The 19158-nt window shown below is 39.6% G+C and carries 14 protein-coding genes and 1 tRNA gene; 11 read left to right on the top strand and 4 right to left on the bottom strand.

Going from position 1 to position 19158, the window contains the following annotated elements; all coding sequences use genetic code 11:
- Window positions 1–18: 18 nt before the first annotated feature.
- From AC07VK_RS00905 to AC07VK_RS00895, 3 genes are all read left to right on the top strand, one after another.
- Window positions 19–2316 carry a patatin-like phospholipase family protein gene (locus AC07VK_RS00905; protein WP_492955628.1) on the top strand — a complete coding sequence of 766 codons (2298 nt, stop codon included), beginning with the start codon at window positions 19–21 and terminating at the stop codon, window positions 2314–2316.
- Window positions 2313–2843, top strand: coding sequence for a hypothetical protein (locus AC07VK_RS00900; protein ID WP_492955629.1), 531 nt, complete (start codon window positions 2313–2315; stop codon window positions 2841–2843). Before AC07VK_RS00905 ends, AC07VK_RS00900 begins: the two co-directional genes overlap by 4 nt.
- Before the next feature lie 1592 nt (window positions 2844–4435).
- Window positions 4436–5005, top strand: a complete 570-nt coding sequence (locus tag AC07VK_RS00895) for a 2'-5' RNA ligase family protein (protein WP_492957659.1) — start codon at window positions 4436–4438, stop codon at window positions 5003–5005.
- On the opposite strand, the gene tamL is transcribed toward AC07VK_RS00895, so the two are convergent.
- A complete protein-coding gene (tamL, locus tag AC07VK_RS00890) occupies window positions 5006–7438 on the bottom strand; it encodes a translocation and assembly module lipoprotein TamL (RefSeq protein ID WP_492957657.1) in 2433 nt (810 codons plus the stop codon).
- Between tamL and AC07VK_RS00885 the strand changes: the two genes are divergently transcribed.
- The 4 genes from AC07VK_RS00885 (at window position 7423) to AC07VK_RS00870 (ending at window position 9464) form a co-directional block, all read left to right on the top strand.
- Window positions 7423–8169, top strand: a complete 747-nt coding sequence (locus tag AC07VK_RS00885; RefSeq protein ID WP_492957655.1) for a TrmH family RNA methyltransferase — start codon at window positions 7423–7425, stop codon at window positions 8167–8169. The genes tamL and AC07VK_RS00885 overlap by 16 nt on opposite strands.
- A 59-nt stretch (window positions 8170–8228) precedes the next feature.
- Window positions 8229–8302 (top strand) — tRNA-Cys (locus AC07VK_RS00880).
- A 34-nt stretch (window positions 8303–8336) separates the two neighbouring features.
- On the top strand, window positions 8337–8507 hold the full coding sequence (locus AC07VK_RS00875; RefSeq protein WP_029275070.1) for a hypothetical protein: 171 nt from the start codon (window positions 8337–8339) through the stop codon (window positions 8505–8507).
- A gap of 291 nt (window positions 8508–8798) precedes the next feature.
- The gene (locus tag AC07VK_RS00870) at window positions 8799–9464 is read left to right on the top strand and encodes a DNA alkylation repair protein (protein WP_492955633.1); all 666 of its coding nucleotides are present in this window, start codon (window positions 8799–8801) and stop codon (window positions 9462–9464) included.
- A 352-nt stretch (window positions 9465–9816) separates the two neighbouring features.
- Here the strand turns inward: AC07VK_RS00870 and AC07VK_RS00865 are convergent, their stop codons facing one another.
- The 3 genes from AC07VK_RS00865 to AC07VK_RS00855 all read right to left on the bottom strand — a co-directional run bounded on the left by AC07VK_RS00865 (window position 9817) and on the right by AC07VK_RS00855 (window position 12191).
- Entirely contained in the window at window positions 9817–10845 is a 1029-nt protein-coding gene (locus tag AC07VK_RS00865) for a quinone-dependent dihydroorotate dehydrogenase (protein WP_492957653.1), read from the bottom strand.
- Window positions 10846–11055: 210 nt separating this feature from the next.
- Window positions 11056–11706, bottom strand: coding sequence for an NAD(P)-dependent oxidoreductase (locus AC07VK_RS00860; protein WP_492957651.1), 651 nt, complete (start codon window positions 11704–11706; stop codon window positions 11056–11058).
- 74 nt (window positions 11707–11780) lie between these two features.
- A complete protein-coding gene (locus tag AC07VK_RS00855) occupies window positions 11781–12191 on the bottom strand; it encodes an Rrf2 family transcriptional regulator (RefSeq protein WP_492955635.1) in 411 nt (136 codons plus the stop codon).
- 350 nt (window positions 12192–12541) lie between these two features.
- Between AC07VK_RS00855 and AC07VK_RS00850 the strand changes: the two genes are divergently transcribed.
- From AC07VK_RS00850 to AC07VK_RS00835, 4 genes are all read left to right on the top strand, one after another.
- Window positions 12542–14446, top strand: coding sequence for an ABC-F family ATP-binding cassette domain-containing protein (locus AC07VK_RS00850; protein ID WP_492957649.1), 1905 nt, complete (start codon window positions 12542–12544; stop codon window positions 14444–14446).
- Window positions 14447–15387: 941 nt separating this feature from the next.
- Window positions 15388–16665 (top strand): type IX secretion system plug protein, encoded by a 1278-nt coding sequence (locus tag AC07VK_RS00845; protein ID WP_492957647.1) that lies wholly within the window; start codon window positions 15388–15390, stop codon window positions 16663–16665.
- A 168-nt stretch (window positions 16666–16833) separates the two neighbouring features.
- The gene (locus AC07VK_RS00840) at window positions 16834–17799 is read left to right on the top strand and encodes a formylglycine-generating enzyme family protein (protein WP_492957645.1); all 966 of its coding nucleotides are present in this window, start codon (window positions 16834–16836) and stop codon (window positions 17797–17799) included.
- Window positions 17800–17833: 34 nt separating this feature from the next.
- Window positions 17834–19153, top strand: a complete 1320-nt coding sequence (locus tag AC07VK_RS00835) for a Gfo/Idh/MocA family oxidoreductase (RefSeq protein WP_492957643.1) — start codon at window positions 17834–17836, stop codon at window positions 19151–19153.
- Window positions 19154–19158 lie beyond the last annotated feature (5 nt).

The raw sequence follows: 19158 nt of genomic DNA, 5'->3' as shown, positions 1-19158 counted from the left end.
GTAGCTTTTAAAAGATCCTTGCTGATACTGTTCGTTCTGTGCTGTAACCAATTGCAGGCGCAAAAGGTAGGCCTTGTGTTTAGCGGTGGCGGTGCGAAAGGATTGGCGCACATTGGCACATTAAAAGCTTTGGAAGAAAACCACATCCCTATCGATTACATTACTGGCACATCGATGGGTGGCATAGTTGGCGCCATGTATGCCGCAGGTTATAGCCCCGCGGAGATAGAAAAAATTGCACTGAGCAACAACTTCCAAAATTGGGTAAATGGACGATACACCAGCGATTACACCTTTTACTTTCAGAAAAATGCCCCCAATGCATCCATGCTCACCGCAAAAGTGGCTATTGATACCGGTTTTCATTTTAGCTTCCGCTCTAACCTGATTAACGATATCCCCTTAAATTTTGCCTTCCTTGAGCTTTTCGCTCAGGCATCGGCCGTTTCTAAAGACAATTTCGATAACCTGTTTGTTCCCTATCGTTGTATGGTTGCAGATGTACTTTCACAAAAAAGCATCACTGTAAGCAAAGGAAGTTTAGCAGAAGCAGTAAGAGCAACCATGACGGTTCCGATTATCTACAGGCCCATTAAACTAGATGGAAAATATGTTTTTGATGGTGGACTTTACAATAATTTCCCTGCTGATGTAATGGAAAGAGACTTTAAACCTGATTTTGTGATCGGTGCCAATGTTTCTTCAAAAACCTATAACGAATACCCTAAAAACATCGACGATCGTTTAATGAACCGCTTTTTGGTATACATGTTTCTATCCAAATCAGACTCTACCATGATCGGGAAAAACGGTGTATACATCCAGCCCAACCTGGCTACTTATAGCGTAACTAATTTTGCTCCCGTAGAAGAGCTGATTAAAAAAGGCTATGATGCAACAATAGCCGATATGCCAAGAATTAAAGCTTTAATCAGCAAAAGAGTGAGCGATGAAGAACTGGCAAAAAGAAGGGAAAAATTTAATGCAAAAAAGCCTGATTTAAAATTCAGCAACATCATCGTAACCGGCGTAAACAGTCAACAGAAAAAATATGTAGAAAGGCTTTTCAAAAGCGATAAAGTTACTTTTAACCTGCAGGATATTAAACGTGGATATTATAAGCTAGTTGCCGACCAGACTTTCGAAACCGTATTTCCTAAAATTTCATATCAGGCTGCAACAGACAGTTATACTTTTGAGGTGGTGGCACAGCCAAAAAAGAGCTTCAAACTCGAATTAGGCGGCAATATATCTACAAGGCCTATCAGCAATGTTTTTTTGGGTGCCCAGTACAATTACCTCAACCGAAAATCGTATACTTTTGGAACCAGCTTTTACTCTGGCCGCTTTTACGAATCGGTACAGGTTAATGGCCGGGTAGATTATCCAACCAGACTGCCCTTGTTTCTGGCCGCGGAGTTAACCTATAATCACTGGAATTTTTATAATACCAGCCAGATATTTATCGAAAACCCACGCCCCATTTACATCGAACAATCTGACCGTAAGATTGACCTTACGATGGGAATGCCTTTAAATTACAATACCAAAATTGTTCTTCATTCTACTTTTATAAACAATAATGATCGCTATAGCCCAAACAATACCTTTGCGGTAGGCGATTTATTAGACCAAACCATATTCAACGGTTTCAGGGGCTCCTTAAACTTCGAAAAAAATTCGCTGAACAGAAAACAATATGCCACCAATGGCCAGAGCTTTTCGCTAAGTTTCAATTACACCACAGGCCGCGAAAACTATAATCCCGGGAATATTTTCCGCAACACCCCAGGTTTTGTAAAAATTCCGGGCAGCAGTCATTTGCGCCAATGGGGAAGTATAAAACTTACCCAGGAAAATTACTTTTTACACCTTAAAAAATATACATTGGGTTATATTGTGGAAGGCGTTTTCTCTAACCAACCTTTATTTAGCAACTATTATGCAACACTGTTAACTGCTCCGGCCTTCTACCCCCTGCAAGATAGCCGCTCGCTCTTTCTGGATAAGTTTAGGGCAACCACCTATGCCGCTGGCGGAATAAAAAACATTTACAATGTTAAAAAAAATCTCGATTTTAGATTGGAAGGTTATTTATTTTTACCCCATAAAGAGTTTGAGCTGAATAATTTCCAGGATATAAATTACGCAAAGCCCATTACAAAATTACGCTATGCGGGTACCGCTGGCCTGGTTTATCACTCCCCGCTGGGGCCGGTTAGCCTAAGTTATAATTTATATAATGATGCTGTTAAAAGAAATGGTGTATTATTGCATATCGGTTATTTAATTTACAATAAACGTTCTATCGAATGAAACGAATCTTACTCTTGCTTTCGCTGTGTTTAACCGGGTTTTTCAGCCATGCACAAACCGCAGCAATCAATAATTTTCTGGTAAAAGAAAATTTGCTTAAAAACAATAAACTGGCCATAATTGCGGCCGATTCGTTAAACAACCCCAACGAAAATATTAACGGAACCTACACCTTTAGTGTAAGTGGTTTTACACAGGTATTAAAATTTAACGATGGCATAGCGGTGCTACCTTTACCCATCGATAAATCTACTTTCGTTTACATTAAACATCAAAACGACTCTGGTACGCATAGTAAACTGGTGTATGTGTATAAAAAAGATACCGATTTAAGTCCTTATGCCATAAATAGTTTATGGCTTTTCATCATTCCTATTATATTGGTAATTATTGCCTTTGCCTTCCGCAAACTGATCATATTTGTGGTCATTGTTTTTCTGGTATTTGTGTATTTTAACCACAGCAATGGTTTAAACCTTTCTACCTTTTTTGAAAGTATATTCGATGGGTTAAAGAATTTGATTTGATGGGCGGAAAAAAGAGTTGTCAACTTTTATAACTTGGCTCTCTCGCCAAAATCGTCATTGCTGAAGCTGGGCTAGAGCGAGCCGAAGCAATCTTTCCCCATAAATTGAAATGCGTTTCATGCTCACGCTCGTTTCTAACGAGTGTGAAAATAACAAATCGTTTTTAACGATTAACTTTATCGTTTAGCGTATAAAGGTCTAATGCGAATTCTCTTTTTAGAAAAGCAAGGCCTGTAGTGCTTCGGTTATACCAGTCCCGCCCTTTGCTTAATCCCGATAAAATTATAACGATAAAAAAATCACTTTAAATCGGGATAACGCTGTCGGTCGGGTTTATTGAACATAAGTCCCCTCATTGGACATCTGAGGCAAAAAACTTAAGTGATCTGTGAGGACACAGACCACGGCGGTAAAATTCTTTCGTGTTAATCTGTGCATCTGTGGCAAAAATAAATAGGTTTGTGAAAACACAGAGGTAGTCGTCATTGCGAAAAGGCTCATGCTCACGCTCGTTTCTAACGAGTGTGAAAATAACAAATCGTTTTTAACGATTAACTTTATCGTTTAGCGTATAAAGGTCTAATGCGAATTCTCTTTTTAGAAAAGCAAGGCCTATGGTACTTCGGTTACACCAGTCCCGCCCTTTGCTTAATCCCGATAAAATTATAACGATAAAAAAATCACTTTAAATCGGGATAATGCTGTCGGTCGGGTTTATTTTACCACAGATAGCAGCACTGTATCCCCGCCCTAAATCTATGGTGTGGACACATCTTTTTGAGATTATTTTTAGGCGTTTTGCTAGCTTCCTCGAATAACACATTGTTTTGACCGAAGAACCCCGTCAATCCCAAGGGCCCGGGAAATCAAAAAAACAGTTGTAGGAAAGAAAAAATAGTGCTGCCAAACCTAAACGCAGTGGTTTTGTGTTCATAAACGCTAATTTAAAACTTTAAATAAGTATTGAACACAAAACGAAGTGCCGCTGTTTTTTTGATGTGTGTAGGATTGTGTAAAAGGCCCATTGTTGGATTGACAGAGCGTTTTGGGTACTTTGGCGCTCCAAAGTACCATGCCCCGCGGCAAAGAGCGGAAAAGACTGCTTTCCGAAAAAGAATCATGCTCACGCTCGTTTCTAACGGGCGTGAAAATAACAAATCGTTTTTAACGATTAACTTTATCGTTTAGCGTATAAAGGTCTAATGCAAATTTTCTTTTTAGAAAAGCAAGGCCTATGGTACTTCGGTTACACCAGCCCCGCCCTTTGCTTAATCCCGATAAAATTATAATAATAAAAAAATCATCTCAAATCGGGATAACGCTGTCGGTCGGGTTTATTGAACATAAGTCCCTCATTGGACATCTGAGGCAAAACTTTAGTGATCGGTGAGGACACAGACCACGGCAGTAAAATTCTTTCGTGTTAATCTGTGCATCTGTGGCAAAAATAAATAGGTTTGTGAAAATACAGAGGTAGTCGTCATTGCGAAAAGGCTCATGCTCACGCTCGTTTCTAACGAGTGTGAAAATAACAAATCGTTTTTTAACGATTCATTATTATTTTTTACTAAAATTTTTAGTAAATTCGCTTAATGGAAAATCTATTTTTAGTGTGTTTAGTGCCTCCTGTTTCAGTTGTAGAAGACATAGACGAGATTAGAACATACATTTCAGAGAAATTTAATGTGCATGAATCATTAAAACGGCCCGCACACATCACCTTATACCCACCGGTAAAGCTTTCGGCTTATGATGCAGAAAAAAAGTTTTTTAAAGCTTTAGAAGATGCTTCTTTCTTTGAGCCATTTACACAGGTACTCCGAAACTTCAATTCATTTCTGGAGCATACCTTTTATCTCGATGTTGAACAAAATGAGGGATTAATGCGCTTGGAAAAAAAGATTACCAAAGCATTACAACCTTTAAAATTGATCGCGAAAAAAGAAAAATTCAATCCACATTTAACTTTGGCATTCAGAGATGTAAAACCACCCATTTTTAAACAGCTTGCTGCTGATTTTAAAGACCGGAAATTTAAACGCGAATTCCCGGTTTCATCCTTTTCTGTTTACAAACATATAGATAAAAGATGGCAACCCTTTAAAGAATTTTCTTTTAAAGATCCAAATACCAGACCTAAAACATTAAGCCTTTTCGATTAATTAGAATGGCATACCAATACCAAAGTTGTACTGTATAAAACGATAGGTATCAGGCCCATGCGTGGCATTATAGCTATTTTTAAAATCTCTGGCTCCGGATAGAAATTTGCTGATTACCCACTGGTCTGATCCGATAAACTGAGGATCTTTAAGTTTCAGTCCCACATCAAACCTGAAAACAAAATACTGAACATCATACCTTAAACCAACACCCGTACCAACAGCAATTTGCTTAGCCAGTTTACTAAGCTTAAACACGGTCAATTCATCCAATTCAGGGTATTCAAGCGTAATCGACTCTCCTCTGCGGATATTCCAGATATTACCGGCATCAACAAACGCAGCCCCTTTCAGCGTAGCCCCGAAAAATTTGCGGGCAAGTGTAAACCGATATTCAAAATTAGTTTCTATCCGTAAAGTACCCAATTGATCCAGCCCAAAAACAGCCTTCCGCACCTCATCGCTGGCAAGTACCTGTCTATTATAATTACCAGGACCAATGGTCCTGGCCTGCCAGGCCCTTAAGCCATTAGATCCACCAGCAAAAAATTGCTTTTCGAAAGGAATACCTGTTAAAATTGAATTACCATAAGCGTAGGCTAATCCGGTGTTTAAACGGGCAATAAATTGTCTTTCACCACCCAAATGTTTATACCACCTAATATCCACCTCTGGCCTGGTGTACTGGTTAAAAGGCAAGCCCAGTATCTTTGCCGGGTCGTTGTTTGCCGGATCATGCTTTGAACCTGTTAGCTTCGATATGCCCTGCAACATATTACCTGCAATATCCATCCCTGCCCTTAAATAAACAAAGGTTCTCAGCTGGTTCAATTTATCGGCATTCAAGGTGTAGGTATATTTCATACCCAGTGTTAAATCTTTACGATCGAGCAGTGAAGAATAATACAGGTTGTTAAACCTGGTAACGGCATCCACTTTTGAAGTATCGAGGTTACCAAAACGGTACTCGAAATTTAATGGGGTAAAAGAGTGGAGTTTAGACTTGGTTTCAAACCAATCGTAAGTAATGGAATTAATAAAAATCCTTCTTACCGAAACATCTTTTTGTAGGGCATAAATGTAACTCGTAGCAAAGGTAGTGTGCGGCATTCCGTTGCCACCTAAAACCGGATTGTAGAAAGGGATCATCAGTCTTGGCACCGAAATACTGGCACTGATTGAAAAATCGCGCTGATAAATATCACTAAAAACTTTGGCCCCGTTGCCTATACGCGATTGCAAACCACCTTTTACCTGAAGTTCAAATCGTTCTGCTCCTCTAAAAATATTGTTGTTGGTATAGGTATTTCCGAGGGTAAAGCCAACGGTACCACCATTAAACGGAATCTCGCCCTCCACGCGGTTACTCATTACCTTTTGGGGGGTAAGCAAAATGATCGCATTGATTTTATTGGAGGTACTGTCTCTTCTGAAATAATCGATCTTTACATTTTTAAAAACGTTGAGCTCATATAAGCGATCGTAAGTGAGGTTTTCATTCCGGATATCATAAAGATCGCCTTGCTTCAGAAAATCGTAACGAACGATCGGATTACGCCTGTAACGCTTAGAGAAATCGGTATAAATAATCCCGTTCAAAGTATCTTTGCTTAATTTATATCTTGCCGAATCGGGCAAACCATCTGGATTTGGCGCAATTAACAAATGTGTGTAACCAATATTAAACTGCTTATGCGGACCATTTGCAGGATCTGTTACATTAAGATTCAAATCTATTTTGTTAGTCTTAGAACTGGGTTCGGCACCATATACATCAAAATTTACGTAAGGCCTTAAGAAATAGAAATATCCATTTTCTTTCATGATACGATAAATCTGCTCCCTTTCGTAAGTTAAAGAGTCTTCATCGTACTGCATTCCCTTGTGTAAATGGGATATTTTAGCCTTATTCGATTCGTAAAGATTTCTAATATTTACATTTGGGATCGAATCGGAAAGTTTCTCGATAAAATAAGCAGGACCAGGTTTTGCGCTGAATACAATTTCGGCCTTTTTATCTGCAATTTTTATGGCAGAAGTTACCTCAGCCTGGCGGTAGCCCTTACTTTTTAAAAACTTCTGTATCTGTGTTCTGGAAATCTCAACCAATGTACTATCCAAAATGGCAGGCGGTGTACCAAACGGCTTAATATCGCTGGTTTTATACCGACCATCTTTTGTATTGAATAAATTGTACAAAGGTACATTGATACTCAGCTTAGATGCCGGCCTGATATCTTTCTGAACATAATTGTATGCCTGTTCTTCAAATTTAGCATCAACGCTATCAATAGTAACCTTTTTCACTATCGATTGATAGTCGGCAATGTATTTAGTTGATGAGCAGGCCTGAATTAAAACAATAATAAATAGTAATATTGCAGTGCTTTTCAGTTTAATATTTATTGAGTTTTGGTATGCTTTCAAAATCACAGATTAGTTTTATAAGGTCGTTACATCAAAAAAAATACCGTAAAGAGCATGGTTTATTTATTGTTGAAGGTATAAAATCCATAAAAGAATTTTTTCGATCAAGCTACCAGATCCATACTATATATTACAACAGCGAACAATACAATTTGTTACCCAAATTGCCTGCAAATATAAACTTATTTGAAGTAAAGAACGCCGAATTAGACAAGATTAGTACGCTGCAAACGCCGCAAGGCTTTTTAGCACTCGTCCATATCCCCAAAAACAGAGAATTAGCACTAACAGCGCTGAAAAATCAGTTCACTTTGGTTTTAGATGGCGTTCAGGATCCGGGTAATATGGGTACCATTATCAGAACAGCAGATTGGTTTGGCTTTAAAAACATCATTTGCTCTGCAGACTGTGTAGAAGTATTCAACCCAAAAACTGTACAGGCTACCATGGGCTCTCTGGCGCGGGTAAATATTTATGAAGCAGATTTACCAGCATTATTGGAGAAAAATACCATCCCTGTATTTGGGGCATTGTTAGATGGCGAATCGATTTACAAAACGCAATGGGGAGCAGAAGGATTGGTGATTTTGGGCAATGAAGGAAAGGGAATATCGGCCGAAGTGATCAAAAAAATAAATAAACCGGTAACCATTCCGAGAATTGGGGAAGCCGAATCGTTAAACGTGGCAGTAAGTGCGGCAATCTTTTGTGCTGAGTTAGTGCGAGTTCGAAATTAAATTGAGATATTATTTGCGGGCTAACTAATAATTGCTATTTTTGCAGCCTTGAATTTAAGGGTCGAGTGGCCGAGTGGCTAGGCAGAGGTCTGCAAAACCTTCTACAGCGGTTCGAATCCGCTCTCGACCTCCATTTGTACAAATAAAATAATTAAAAGGTTATTACCATGGCAGTTACCAGATTAAAAAGAAAAGACAGAAGAAATAAAAATACAGCTCACCAAGAGGTAGCATTTTTAAAGAGAGCAACTAACATCGAGTTGGGAAGCCGCTCTGCACAACCTAAAAACGATCAATTAGCTAAAAACAATGCTGTTTTAGCTGCTTTGGCAAAATAGTTTTTAGAAATTCTTCTTAAAGAATTTAAAGCATCCTTCTGATCAAAGGATGCTTTTTTTATGCGTTAGTATTTTTGATACGCACAGCATTTATTGTAATTCTAAGCCCCTTTCTAATTCAATCGTCATGCTGAACTTGTTTTACAAGTGTAAATAGTGCTTTCAGTTGTCTTGTAGCTACTACGTGGTCAGCATCTTTCCCGCAAGATAGACCCTGAAATAAATTCAGGGTGACGATGTATACTAACTACCTAAAATCTTAACTTTATGCTATCAGATTTACGAAGACACATGAATCTTACAGAAACTCTTTCAAAACTAGAATCGCTCGGCGAAGAAAAAGTCCGCGCCATGCACATTAAAAACGGTGCCAGAGAAAACATTTTCGGCGTTAAAATGGGCGATATTAGAGCCATCGCCAAAAAGATCAAAACAGACCACGAGCTTGCACTTCAACTCTGGGAAACTGAAAATATTGATGCCCGACTGCTGGCCATCTTAATCCTTAAACCAAAAGCGCTGTCTGCAGAACAGATTGAGCAAATGGTAGCCTCAGAAAACTTTACCTGGGCAGCTGATTGGTTTTACAATTACATTGTTAAAGAATACCCCGATAAGGAACAATTCAGGGAAAAGTGGATGAATTCGGGAAATATTATGCTGGCCCGCGCAGGCTGGAGCTTAACCAGCGGACGTATAACAAGGGCACCTGAAGGAATAGACATCCCAGCAATTCTTGATCGGATTGAAAAAGAAATGCCAAAAGTAGCACCCGAAATCCAATGGACCATGAATACTGCATTGGCCCAGATTGGCATTAACCACCCTGTTTATAGAGAAAGAGCCTTAGCCATTGGCGAAAAACTTGGCATTTACCGCGATTACCCCGTTTCTAAGGGCTGCACCTCTCCCTTTGCGCCCATTTGGATTAATGAGATGGTAAGCCGGCAAAAGTAGTTTTTTACCTATTATCAGCATATTTCATGCATGATATCCCGCTATTTGAAGCAGGCCCGGCAAATAGCATTTAATCATAAAATTCAGACCTTGTTAAATAAACAATCATAAGCATCCCGATTTTTTCCATCGGGTGAAGTAAAGCGGATGGCGGGGCTACAGTACCCATGAAAAGCTGAACTTTCATTTCCTAAAAAAGAAAAAATATTAATAATGACTAAGAAACGGCTGGCTCCATTCTTTTGGCAATTTCAGCCCCGCTTTTATAGACAAACCTTGCTAACTAAACCTGATAATAGCGTAAAACCCGCAGGCGAGAAACGAGTGATGGCTCGGTGCAGGGTGAATATATTTAAACCAGTTCTTTACAGATGCTTTTGATCAGCCCTGGTCCCTCATATATAAAACCAGTATACAATTGAACCAAACATGCACCAGCATCTAATTTTTCTTTGGCATCTTTTGCCGAATGAATACCACCTACCCCAATAATTGGAAATGCTTTGTTCGATTTCTCCGAAAGATAGCGAATTACTTCAGTGGAGCGCTCTTTAACAGGTTTACCGCTTAAACCACCAGTTTGCGTAGTCAGGTCTTTCTCTGTAGCCAGATTTTCCCTGCTAACGGTTGTATTGGTGGCAATAATACCAGCAATTTTGGTTTCTGCAACAATCTCGATGATATCGTCCAATTGCGCATCAGTTAAATCAGGAGCAATCTTCAATAAAATCGGACGTGAAATATCGTTTTTACGGTTGCGTTGCTGTAAGGTATTAAGGATTTTTTTTAACGGTTCTTTTTCCTGCAGCTCGCGTAAACCCGGGGTATTGGGCGAACTTACGTTCACCACAAAATAATCGACCACATCAAAAAGACGGTCGAAACATTTAATATAATCGTTTACTGCATCTTCATTTGGAGTAGCCTTGTTTTTACCGATGTTTCCACCCACAACAATATCAGGATGTTTATCTTTTAGCAAGCGCAAACGCTCAGCCATTACATCTACGCCCTTATTGTTAAAGCCCATCCGGTTGATTAAAGCTTCATCATTAGGTAAACGGAACATCCGGGGTTTATCATTGCCGGGCTGAGGCATTGGCGTTACCGTACCCACTTCAATAAATCCGAAACCTAAATTGCTAAGCGGCTCCACATACTCGCCATTTTTATCAAATCCGGCGGCCAAGCCAACAGGATTTCTGAATTTTATGCCAAAAACCTCGCGCTCTAATCCTTTAATGTGTACATCAAAGCTGCTACGGATAATGGTTTTACCTAGTGGAAATTTATCATTAAACCATTTTAACCGCTTAACTACAAAATAATGTACGTTTTCAGGGTCAAATTTGAAGAATATTGGTTTAATAAGGCGATACATGCCACGAAGATAAGAACTTAATACTAATTATAAAAAAGGTTAGTTGGTTCATTAGTTCAATAGCCATTCGTTCATTAGTCTAAGTGTCCAAATCCATCCCTGATCCTAACATTGGTTTATAGTTCATGGTCAATGGTTTTATGGCCATGAACCATCAATCCTAGGCAACCTGCCATCCACCAATAACTAATGACTAATGAACCAACTTCTTTAGTATGCCGCTGTAAACTGCTCCTGGTGATGTGCATTATTCTCCAGCTCATCAGCAATAACAATTGCTAAATCTTCTACTGATAAAATAGAACGGCCTTCTTCATTAAAAACCGGACTTGTTTTACCCAAACGGTATTTCCCGGTACGGCCAATGGTGATGCCCTGGTGCATTTCAATAGCCGGACTAAAAAACAACCAATCTAATTCTTTCTCCTGTTTTAGCGTATTAAAATAATCTCTTACCGCTGTTGCAGCTGGCTTGTATTCGGCAGGGAAGTTTGGCCCATCTACAATTTGGTGACCATCAATCTGCAAAGTACCTGCTCCACCAATAAAAATGTAACGTTTAACGCCCGATGCTTTTACTGCAGCCTGAATAGCCTCTGCTCCCTGTACCGTATCGTTATATAAATTCGGATTGGTCCAACCTGCGTTAAAAGCACTCACTACTGCGTCGGCGCCTTTTAAAGCCGCTGCTAATTTTTCAGTATCCAAAACATCAACTGCGATCTTACTTACCTGATCATTGTTATTTTCAATTTTAGCGATATCGCGTGCAATGGCAATTACTTCGTTTCCACGACTTACCAATTCGTTTAAAATGGCTTTGCCTACAAATCCAGAGGCTCCAATTAATGCTACTTTCATGTTATTTAATTTTTAAAATTTATTGATCTAGTTTAAATTGTAACTTTTTTTATTACAGTTATGTTCAAAATTTTTTACTTAAAACCTGCACTAAAATCTTGTAATGTTTTAGCTGAAAGATTTTTCACCAAAGCGGTTTCGGCTTCATCATATAAATCGTTTAGGTGTTTGGTAATCTGTCTCCCTACCGGGCAATCGGGATTAGGTTCATTTTTACTTTCACCCAGTAAGCTTTTTTGCTTAACCGCCCTATACACATCGCCCAAATTAATATCGGCAGGATTTTTAGCTAAGGTTGAGCCACCACCCTTCCCTTCTTTACTTTGAACAAAACCGTATTTATGCAAATTGGCCAATTCCTTTCTCACCAGAACAGGATTACAGTTGATACTACCCGCAATGTATTCCGAATTCAATAGCTGTCCCTTCACCTGATCGAGAAGTGTAAGAATGTGGAGCGATATGGAAAAATGACTACTATTCATACTGTAACTATTTTTATTACAGAACAAAGGTATGATAATTTTTACACATCATAAAAATTTAACATCATTTAACCCTGTACTGACAATTGTAACGCGTTACTGTTTAATAGATCAACTAAAATTTGAGGATATTGAGCAGGGTAAGCGTTATATCGGGCATCAATTTAAAACGGTAATAATTATTAAACAGGTACTTAAAAGCTTTTGTTTTTACAAAAAATGATTTTTAATGCTTCCGCGATACCAATTAGCAGGTATTGCTTTCCTAAAAGCCAATTAATGTTGTTGGCTTATCCTATTTGACTTTCCAGCTGAAAAAAGCCTTTAAATTTCGTACTTTTGCAGCCGAAATGATTTCAATAAATAATTTAACCTTCCTGATTGGCTCAAGGGCCTTGTACGATGACGCGAACTGGCACATTAAACCTGGCGACAGAGCTGGTTTAATCGGCGCCAATGGAACAGGAAAATCAACACTTTTAAAAATAATTGTAGGCGAATATGCACCGAGTTCGGGTACTGTTTCCATGTCTAAAGACCTGAAAATTGGCTACCTAAACCAGGATTTACTTTCTTACGATTCGCACCATAGCATTTTGCATGTGGCCATGGAAGCTTTCGAGCGCCAAAACCAATTGCATGATGAGATTGAGGAACTGCTTAAAAAAATAGAAACGGATTATAGCGAAGAGGTTTTATTTAAATTAAGCGATAAACAGCAAGAATTTGAAGCTTTAGACGGCTATAACATCGAATACAGGGCAAATGAAATTTTGGCTGGTTTAGGTTTCAGCACCGCAGACCAATTGCGCCCGTTAAATACCTTCTCAGGGGGTTGGCGTATGCGTGTAATGCTGGCCAAAATATTACTGCAAACGCCTGATATCCTATTGCTGGATGAGCCTACCAACCACATGGATTTACCTTCCATTAAATGGTTAGAAAACTACTTAATGGGCTTTGAAGGTGCCATTGTAATTGTATCTCACGATAGGTATTTCTTAGATAAGATTGTAAACCGTACGGTAGAATCGCGCAAAGGTAAGTTAACCGTATACGCGGGTAACTACAGCTTCTATGTGGAAGAAAAGGCCTTACGTGGCGAAATCCAGAAGGGTGAATTTAAGAACCAGCAGGCTAAAATTAAACAGGAAGAACGTTTAATTGAGCGTTTTAAAGCGAAGGCGAGCAAGGCTAAAATGGCACAATCGCGCATGAAAGCTTTAGATAAAATGGAGCGTATTGATGATGTGGATGATGATAACCCGACCGTAAATTTCGCTTTCAAATTCTCTAAACCATCGGGCAGGCACGTTGTGCGTATAGAACATGCCAATAAGAGCTATCCAAATGTGCACATTTTAGATGATGCTGAAGGTGTAATTGAAAAAGGTGATAAAATTGCCTTGATCGGTGCAAACGGTAAGGGTAAATCTACTTTATTGAGAATGATTGCCGGAGCTGAAAAATTTGAAGGTTTTTGCGAAACGGGTCATAATGTGACCACCACTTTCTTTGCACAGCACCAGTTAGAATCGCTGCATTTAGAAAATTCGATTTTAGAAGAATTACAGGCATTTGCCCCAAAACATAGCGATACCGAATTACGTAGTATTTTAGGTTGTTTCCTTTTTACCGGCGATGATGTTTTCAAAAAGATCAAAGTACTTTCGGGAGGGGAAAAATCGCGTGTGGCCCTGGCTAAATCGTTAACCACAGATTCTAATTTCCTGATTCTGGATGAGCCGACCAACCACTTGGATATCCAATCGGTTAATATCCTGATTCAGGCATTACAACAGTTTGAAGGTACTTTTATTGCAGTATCTCACGATAGGTATTTCTTAGATAATGTGGCCAATAAGATCTGGTTTATCGAAGGCGGAAAAATTAAACAATACCCTGGTACTTATGCCGAATATGAAGAATGGAATAGCAAAAGAATAATTCCCGCAGCTAAACCTATTCCGGTTAAAATGCCTGAGAAAAAGGAACAGCCAAAAGTTGTTACCCCAAATACAGCCAACCAATTAAAAAAGCTGAACGACGAACTGCAAAAAACAGAAAAACTGATCACCGAACTGGAGCAGAATGTTAAAAATATTGAAGCAGAACTGGCAGATGAGCATGTTTACGCCAAAGCCGATAAATTAGCTGAAGCCAATAAACGTTATTTAGCGACAAAACAGGAGTTAGACGCTAGCCAAAATAAATGGGAAAGTTTAGCTGCTGAGATTATGGAACTTGAGGGTTAGTTTTAGCCCCTATCAAAGCATATTAAGGCCACAGAAATGCTGTGGCTTTTTTTGTTGCCACGGAAGCGCAGAAACACGGAATACTAAACATATGATCAACTGTGTACTAGGTTTAAATCGAAGCGTTGTCAACTTTCAGGCTACCTTGCTATTCAAGTTGACAACGCTGAACAAATCAAATTTCCGTAAAAAAGATCTCTCCGCTACGGTCGAGATGACGCCCCAAGAGAAATAATGTGCAGCCAGATGTTACCATCTGGCTTTGTTTATGAATTCATCGTTTAGTGTCAGATAGTAATATCTGACACCACAAAAAGATTTCTCGACTGCGCTACACCCGATAGCTATCGGGTCCACTCGAAATGACGGCACGCGGGGAAGCTTCCGTGTCCATCCGTGCTTCCGTGGCAAACATCCAATGTGTAGTCAGATGTTACCAGCTGGCTTTGTTTATGAATTCATCATTTAGTGTCAGATAGTAATATCTGACACCACAGATATCGTTGCGTCATCTCGACTGAAGCAACGCGGAACGGAGAGATCTGTTTAGTAGATTTAGCTTCGCTGAGCACTTCGTGGTTCTCGCCTGCGCTGCACCCGATAGCTATCGGGTCCACTCGAAATGACGGCACGCTGAAAATCTTCTGTGTCAATCCGTGCATCCGTGGCAACCATCCAATGTGTAGTCAGATGTTACCATCTGACTGTTAAGTGATTCTTAGGAAATCCTAACAAATAGAATTTATATGCAAATTAATCAGATCAGTGTCAGATAGAAATATCTGACACCACAAAAAGATTTCTCGACTGCGCTAAACCCGATAGCTATCGGGTCCACTCGAAATGACGGCACGCTGAAAATCTTCCGTGTCAATCCGTGCCTCCGTGGCAAACATTAACGATGCGTTTTGCCACTTCCCAATAAAACTTTACTTTTAACCATGCAGAAAATATTAATTCCGGTTTTATTTTTCATCTCTACCCTGGCTTTCGCACAGAACGACAAAACGTTTATCAACGGGAATAAAATTTACCTTCCAAATATTAAAACTGTACTTTGCTATAACAGCAATAAAGAGCAGAGCCTACCTGTAATTATGCTCAATTCGTCAGAAACGATAACTTTTTCGTTCGACGATTTACTTGCAGGTACCCAAAACTACTGGTACACCATAGAGCACTGCACTGCAGAATGGGAAACTTCGAAAATTTCCAGTATAGATTATTTAGGAAGTTTCAATGATGACCGCATCATTAATTATCGCTACTCTTCTAATACCGCCCGAAAATACACCCATTACGAAATCAGTTTACCCAATACCCAAATCCAGCCCAAAATTGGGGGCAACTACGTGTTAAAAGTTTATTTAGATGGCGATAAAAACAAACCTGTTATTTCTCAACGTTTCTACATCCTCGATAGTCAGGTTGCTGTAGCGGCAGAAGTAAACAATTCCATGCAGGTGGAAAACAGGAATTACAAACAAAAAATCAATTTCACCATTAACCATGCATTTCCCATCCCAAACCCCTACCAGGATATAAAAGCAGTAGTGATGCAAAACTTCAATGCCAATACTATCCAGGTTAATACCAAACCTTCATTTGTAAGGCCAAACCAGTTGGTTTATAACGACCTCAATACGAATGATTTTTGGGGAGACAACGAATTCAGAAAATTTGACACAAGGAGTTTGCGCTACAAGGCTGATAATGTTAAGGATATTTACCGCGACAATCAATCCGTAAACGTAATGCTTTTTCAGGATGCACCCCGAACTGTTGGTGCATTTGCCAACCAGTACGATGAAAATGGAAACTTTTTTATCCGCAATACCGACGGACGTGACGATAAAACAGAAGCAGAGTACATGAGTGTTTTATTTACATTAAATGCCCCTGCACCCAGCCCGAATGGCGATGCTTATGTTGTTGGCCGGTTTAACAATTATACCATGAGCAATGAAAACAAACTGCTCTATGATGCCAACAGGAAACAGTTTTACGGTAATGTTATACTTAAACAGGGCCTATACGATTATGAATTTGCCTGGTTTAATAAAGACACCAAGGTAATGGAAACCAAACCTTTCGAAGGTGCATTCTTCCAGACCGAAAACAGCTACCAGATCTTTGTTTATTATCGCCGCCCCGGAGCGCGATGGGATACATTGATCGGTTATACCAACCTGAGTAACAAGGTTTCAGACAGACGATAGTCGCTAGAATTAAGCACTTTAATTAATTGTCAACTTGACTTTTAATATAACAATACTTACCTTTATTGTTACATAAATTTTCTTTGTTTTAAATGTGGTTATTTACTTTAGCGTTTCAGAAAGCAACCAGATAAACACCTAGAAAATAAGTGTATCTAACCAAAAATTATGTTTAAAAAGTTAATTGCCGTAGCATTAATCGCCTATCCCTGTGCACAGATTTCAGCACAAACTTCTAGTGAATCGTACACGCAATCCATTAATGGAACAAAATTAAAATTCGACATGCAGGCTATACCAGCAGGCAAATTTAAGATGGGAAGTAAAACAGGTAAACCCGATGAACAACCCGTTCACGAGGTTAAACTCGATGCTTTCTGGATCGGAAAACACGAAGTAACCTGGGATATTTTCGAACCTTTCCTTTATCGCGATTACGAAAAACAAGCCAGCATAAGTGCTATTCCAGCGGAGGTAGATGCGGTAACCAGACCTACAAAACCTTATCTCGATATGACTTTTGGTATGGGTAAGGAACACCAGCCAGCAGTAGCAATGACGCAATACAATGCCATCCAATTTTGCAAATGGCTTTATGTGCGTACAGGAATTTTCTACCGTTTACCAACAGAAGCTGAATGGGAATATGCCTGTAAAGCAGGTACGGAAACCAATTATTCTTTTGGCAATGATGCAGCCAAACTAGGAGATTATGCCTGGTATAAAGACAATAGCGACAATAAAACCCATCAGGTAGGGCAAAAAAAACCAAATGCATGGGGATTATTTGACATGTACGGAAACGTTAGCGAATGGACTTACGACCAATATATCGCTGATTTCTATAGTCAAAGCAAGGATAAAATTGTAGAAAATCCTGTGGCAGTTCCCGAAAAACTCTACCCAAATGTAGTTCGGGGTGGCTCTTATGACGAAACGCCAAACAACCTGACTTCAACAGCCAGATTGGCATCCGATCCATCTTGGAAACAATTAGATCCACAGATTCCGAAAAGCAATTGGTGGTTCCCCGAAGCGCCATTTGTAGGCATGCGTTTAGTACGACCAGCTAAAACGCCATCAAAAGCCGAAATTGATGCTTATTACAATAAACAACCTATAAAAGACTTTTAACCGACACTATCTAACCAAAATAAAAACTAAACACATGAAAAAACCAATCAACCAACAAGATCGTCGCGATTTTTTAAAAGCGACTGCAATGCTAGCAGGCGGTGCAATGTTAAGCAATATCCCATTGGCCGGAGCTTATGCTTCAGGATCAGACACGATTAAAATTGCCTTAATTGGCTGTGGCGACCGTGGTACAGGAGCCGCTTTCCAGGCCTTGAGCACTAAATTCAACATTAAATTGGTCGCTATGGCCGATGCTTTTCAGGATCGCCTGGACAGCAGTTACCAATCATTAAGCGGAAAATTTGCCGCAAAGATGGATGTTCCAAAAGAACGCCAGTTTGTAGGTTTCGATGCTTATTTAAAAGCCATCCCATTAGCTGATGTAGTGCTATTAACCACGCCTCCGGGCTTCCGCCCGATCCATTTCGAAGAAGCGGTTAAACAGAACAAACAGGTTTTTATGGAAAAACCTGTTGCTGTAGATGCACCGGGCATTAGAAAGGTATTGGCCGCAGCCGAAGAAGCCAAAAAGAAAAAATTAAATGTGGTAGTCGGTTTACAGCGCCGTTACCAGACCAACTATCGCGAGTCGATGAAACGCATTAACGATGGTGCCATTGGCGATATCATGTCGGGCCAGGTATACTGGAACAGTGGTGGCGTTTGGGTACGTCCGCGTAAGGCAAACCAAACCGAAATGGAATACCAAATGAGAAACTGGTATTATTTCAACTGGTTATGTGGCGATCATATCGTTGAGCAACATGTACACAATATCGATATTGCCAACTGGATAAAAAACGGACATCCAGTCTCGGTACAGGGAACAGGTAGCCGTGCCTGGAGAACAGGAAAAGATTACGGAGAAATTTACGATAACCACTCTATCGAATTAACTTATGCAGATGGTGCGGTAATTAATAGCCAGTGCCGACATTTCGAGGGTATCAGTAACCGTGTAGATGAATCTTTTCAAGGTACCAAAGGCAAAATTTATCTTTCAGGCAGCAATCAGGCCATTATGAAAGATTATAGTGGTAAAGAACTATATAACCACAATACCAAAGGAAACGCTAATCCTTACCAAACAGAACACGACGAACTGTTCGATGCGGTTTCTAAGGGAGAATATAGATTCAGTAATGTAGACTATGCTGCAACAAGTACATTCTCTGCAATTATCGGTCGTTATGCTACTTACTCTGGTCAAACCATTAAATGGGATGAGGCTTTAGCTTCGAACATCAGTTTAATGCCGGAGCGTTTTGCATGGGATGCGAACCCAAGATTAATGCCTGATGAAAAAGGACTATACCCTATCGCTATGCCTGGACAAGCAAAGGTGATCTAAAACTA

This window comes from Pedobacter sp. GW821-FHT01D05 (genome assembly GCF_059422505.1).
The sequence above is the reverse complement of the archived record's forward strand: the minus strand, read 5'-3'. Positions and strand labels throughout refer to the sequence as shown.

What these genes read in the sequence shown, in the direction of transcription:
- AC07VK_RS00840 (WP_492957645.1), top strand. Translation starts at nt 16,834, where the DNA reads ATGTTTAAAAAGTTAATTGCCGTAGCATTAATCGCCTATCCCTGTGCA.
- AC07VK_RS00850 (WP_492957649.1), top strand. Translation starts at nt 12,542, where the DNA reads ATGATTTCAATAAATAATTTAACCTTCCTGATTGGCTCAAGGGCCTTG.
- AC07VK_RS00870 (WP_492955633.1), top strand. Translation starts at nt 8,799, where the DNA reads ATGAATCTTACAGAAACTCTTTCAAAACTAGAATCGCTCGGCGAAGAA.
- AC07VK_RS00855 (WP_492955635.1), bottom strand. Translation starts at nt 12,191, where the DNA reads ATGAATAGTAGTCATTTTTCCATATCGCTCCACATTCTTACACTTCTC.
- AC07VK_RS00860 (WP_492957651.1), bottom strand. Translation starts at nt 11,706, where the DNA reads ATGAAAGTAGCATTAATTGGAGCCTCTGGATTTGTAGGCAAAGCCATT.
- AC07VK_RS00875 (WP_029275070.1), top strand. Translation starts at nt 8,337, where the DNA reads ATGGCAGTTACCAGATTAAAAAGAAAAGACAGAAGAAATAAAAATACA.
- AC07VK_RS00865 (WP_492957653.1), bottom strand. Translation starts at nt 10,845, where the DNA reads ATGTATCGCCTTATTAAACCAATATTCTTCAAATTTGACCCTGAAAAC.
- AC07VK_RS00895 (WP_492957659.1), top strand. Translation starts at nt 4,436, where the DNA reads ATGGAAAATCTATTTTTAGTGTGTTTAGTGCCTCCTGTTTCAGTTGTA.
- AC07VK_RS00885 (WP_492957655.1), top strand. Translation starts at nt 7,423, where the DNA reads ATGCTTTCAAAATCACAGATTAGTTTTATAAGGTCGTTACATCAAAAA.
- AC07VK_RS00900 (WP_492955629.1), top strand. Translation starts at nt 2,313, where the DNA reads ATGAAACGAATCTTACTCTTGCTTTCGCTGTGTTTAACCGGGTTTTTC.
- AC07VK_RS00835 (WP_492957643.1), top strand. Translation starts at nt 17,834, where the DNA reads ATGAAAAAACCAATCAACCAACAAGATCGTCGCGATTTTTTAAAAGCG.
- AC07VK_RS00845 (WP_492957647.1), top strand. Translation starts at nt 15,388, where the DNA reads ATGCAGAAAATATTAATTCCGGTTTTATTTTTCATCTCTACCCTGGCT.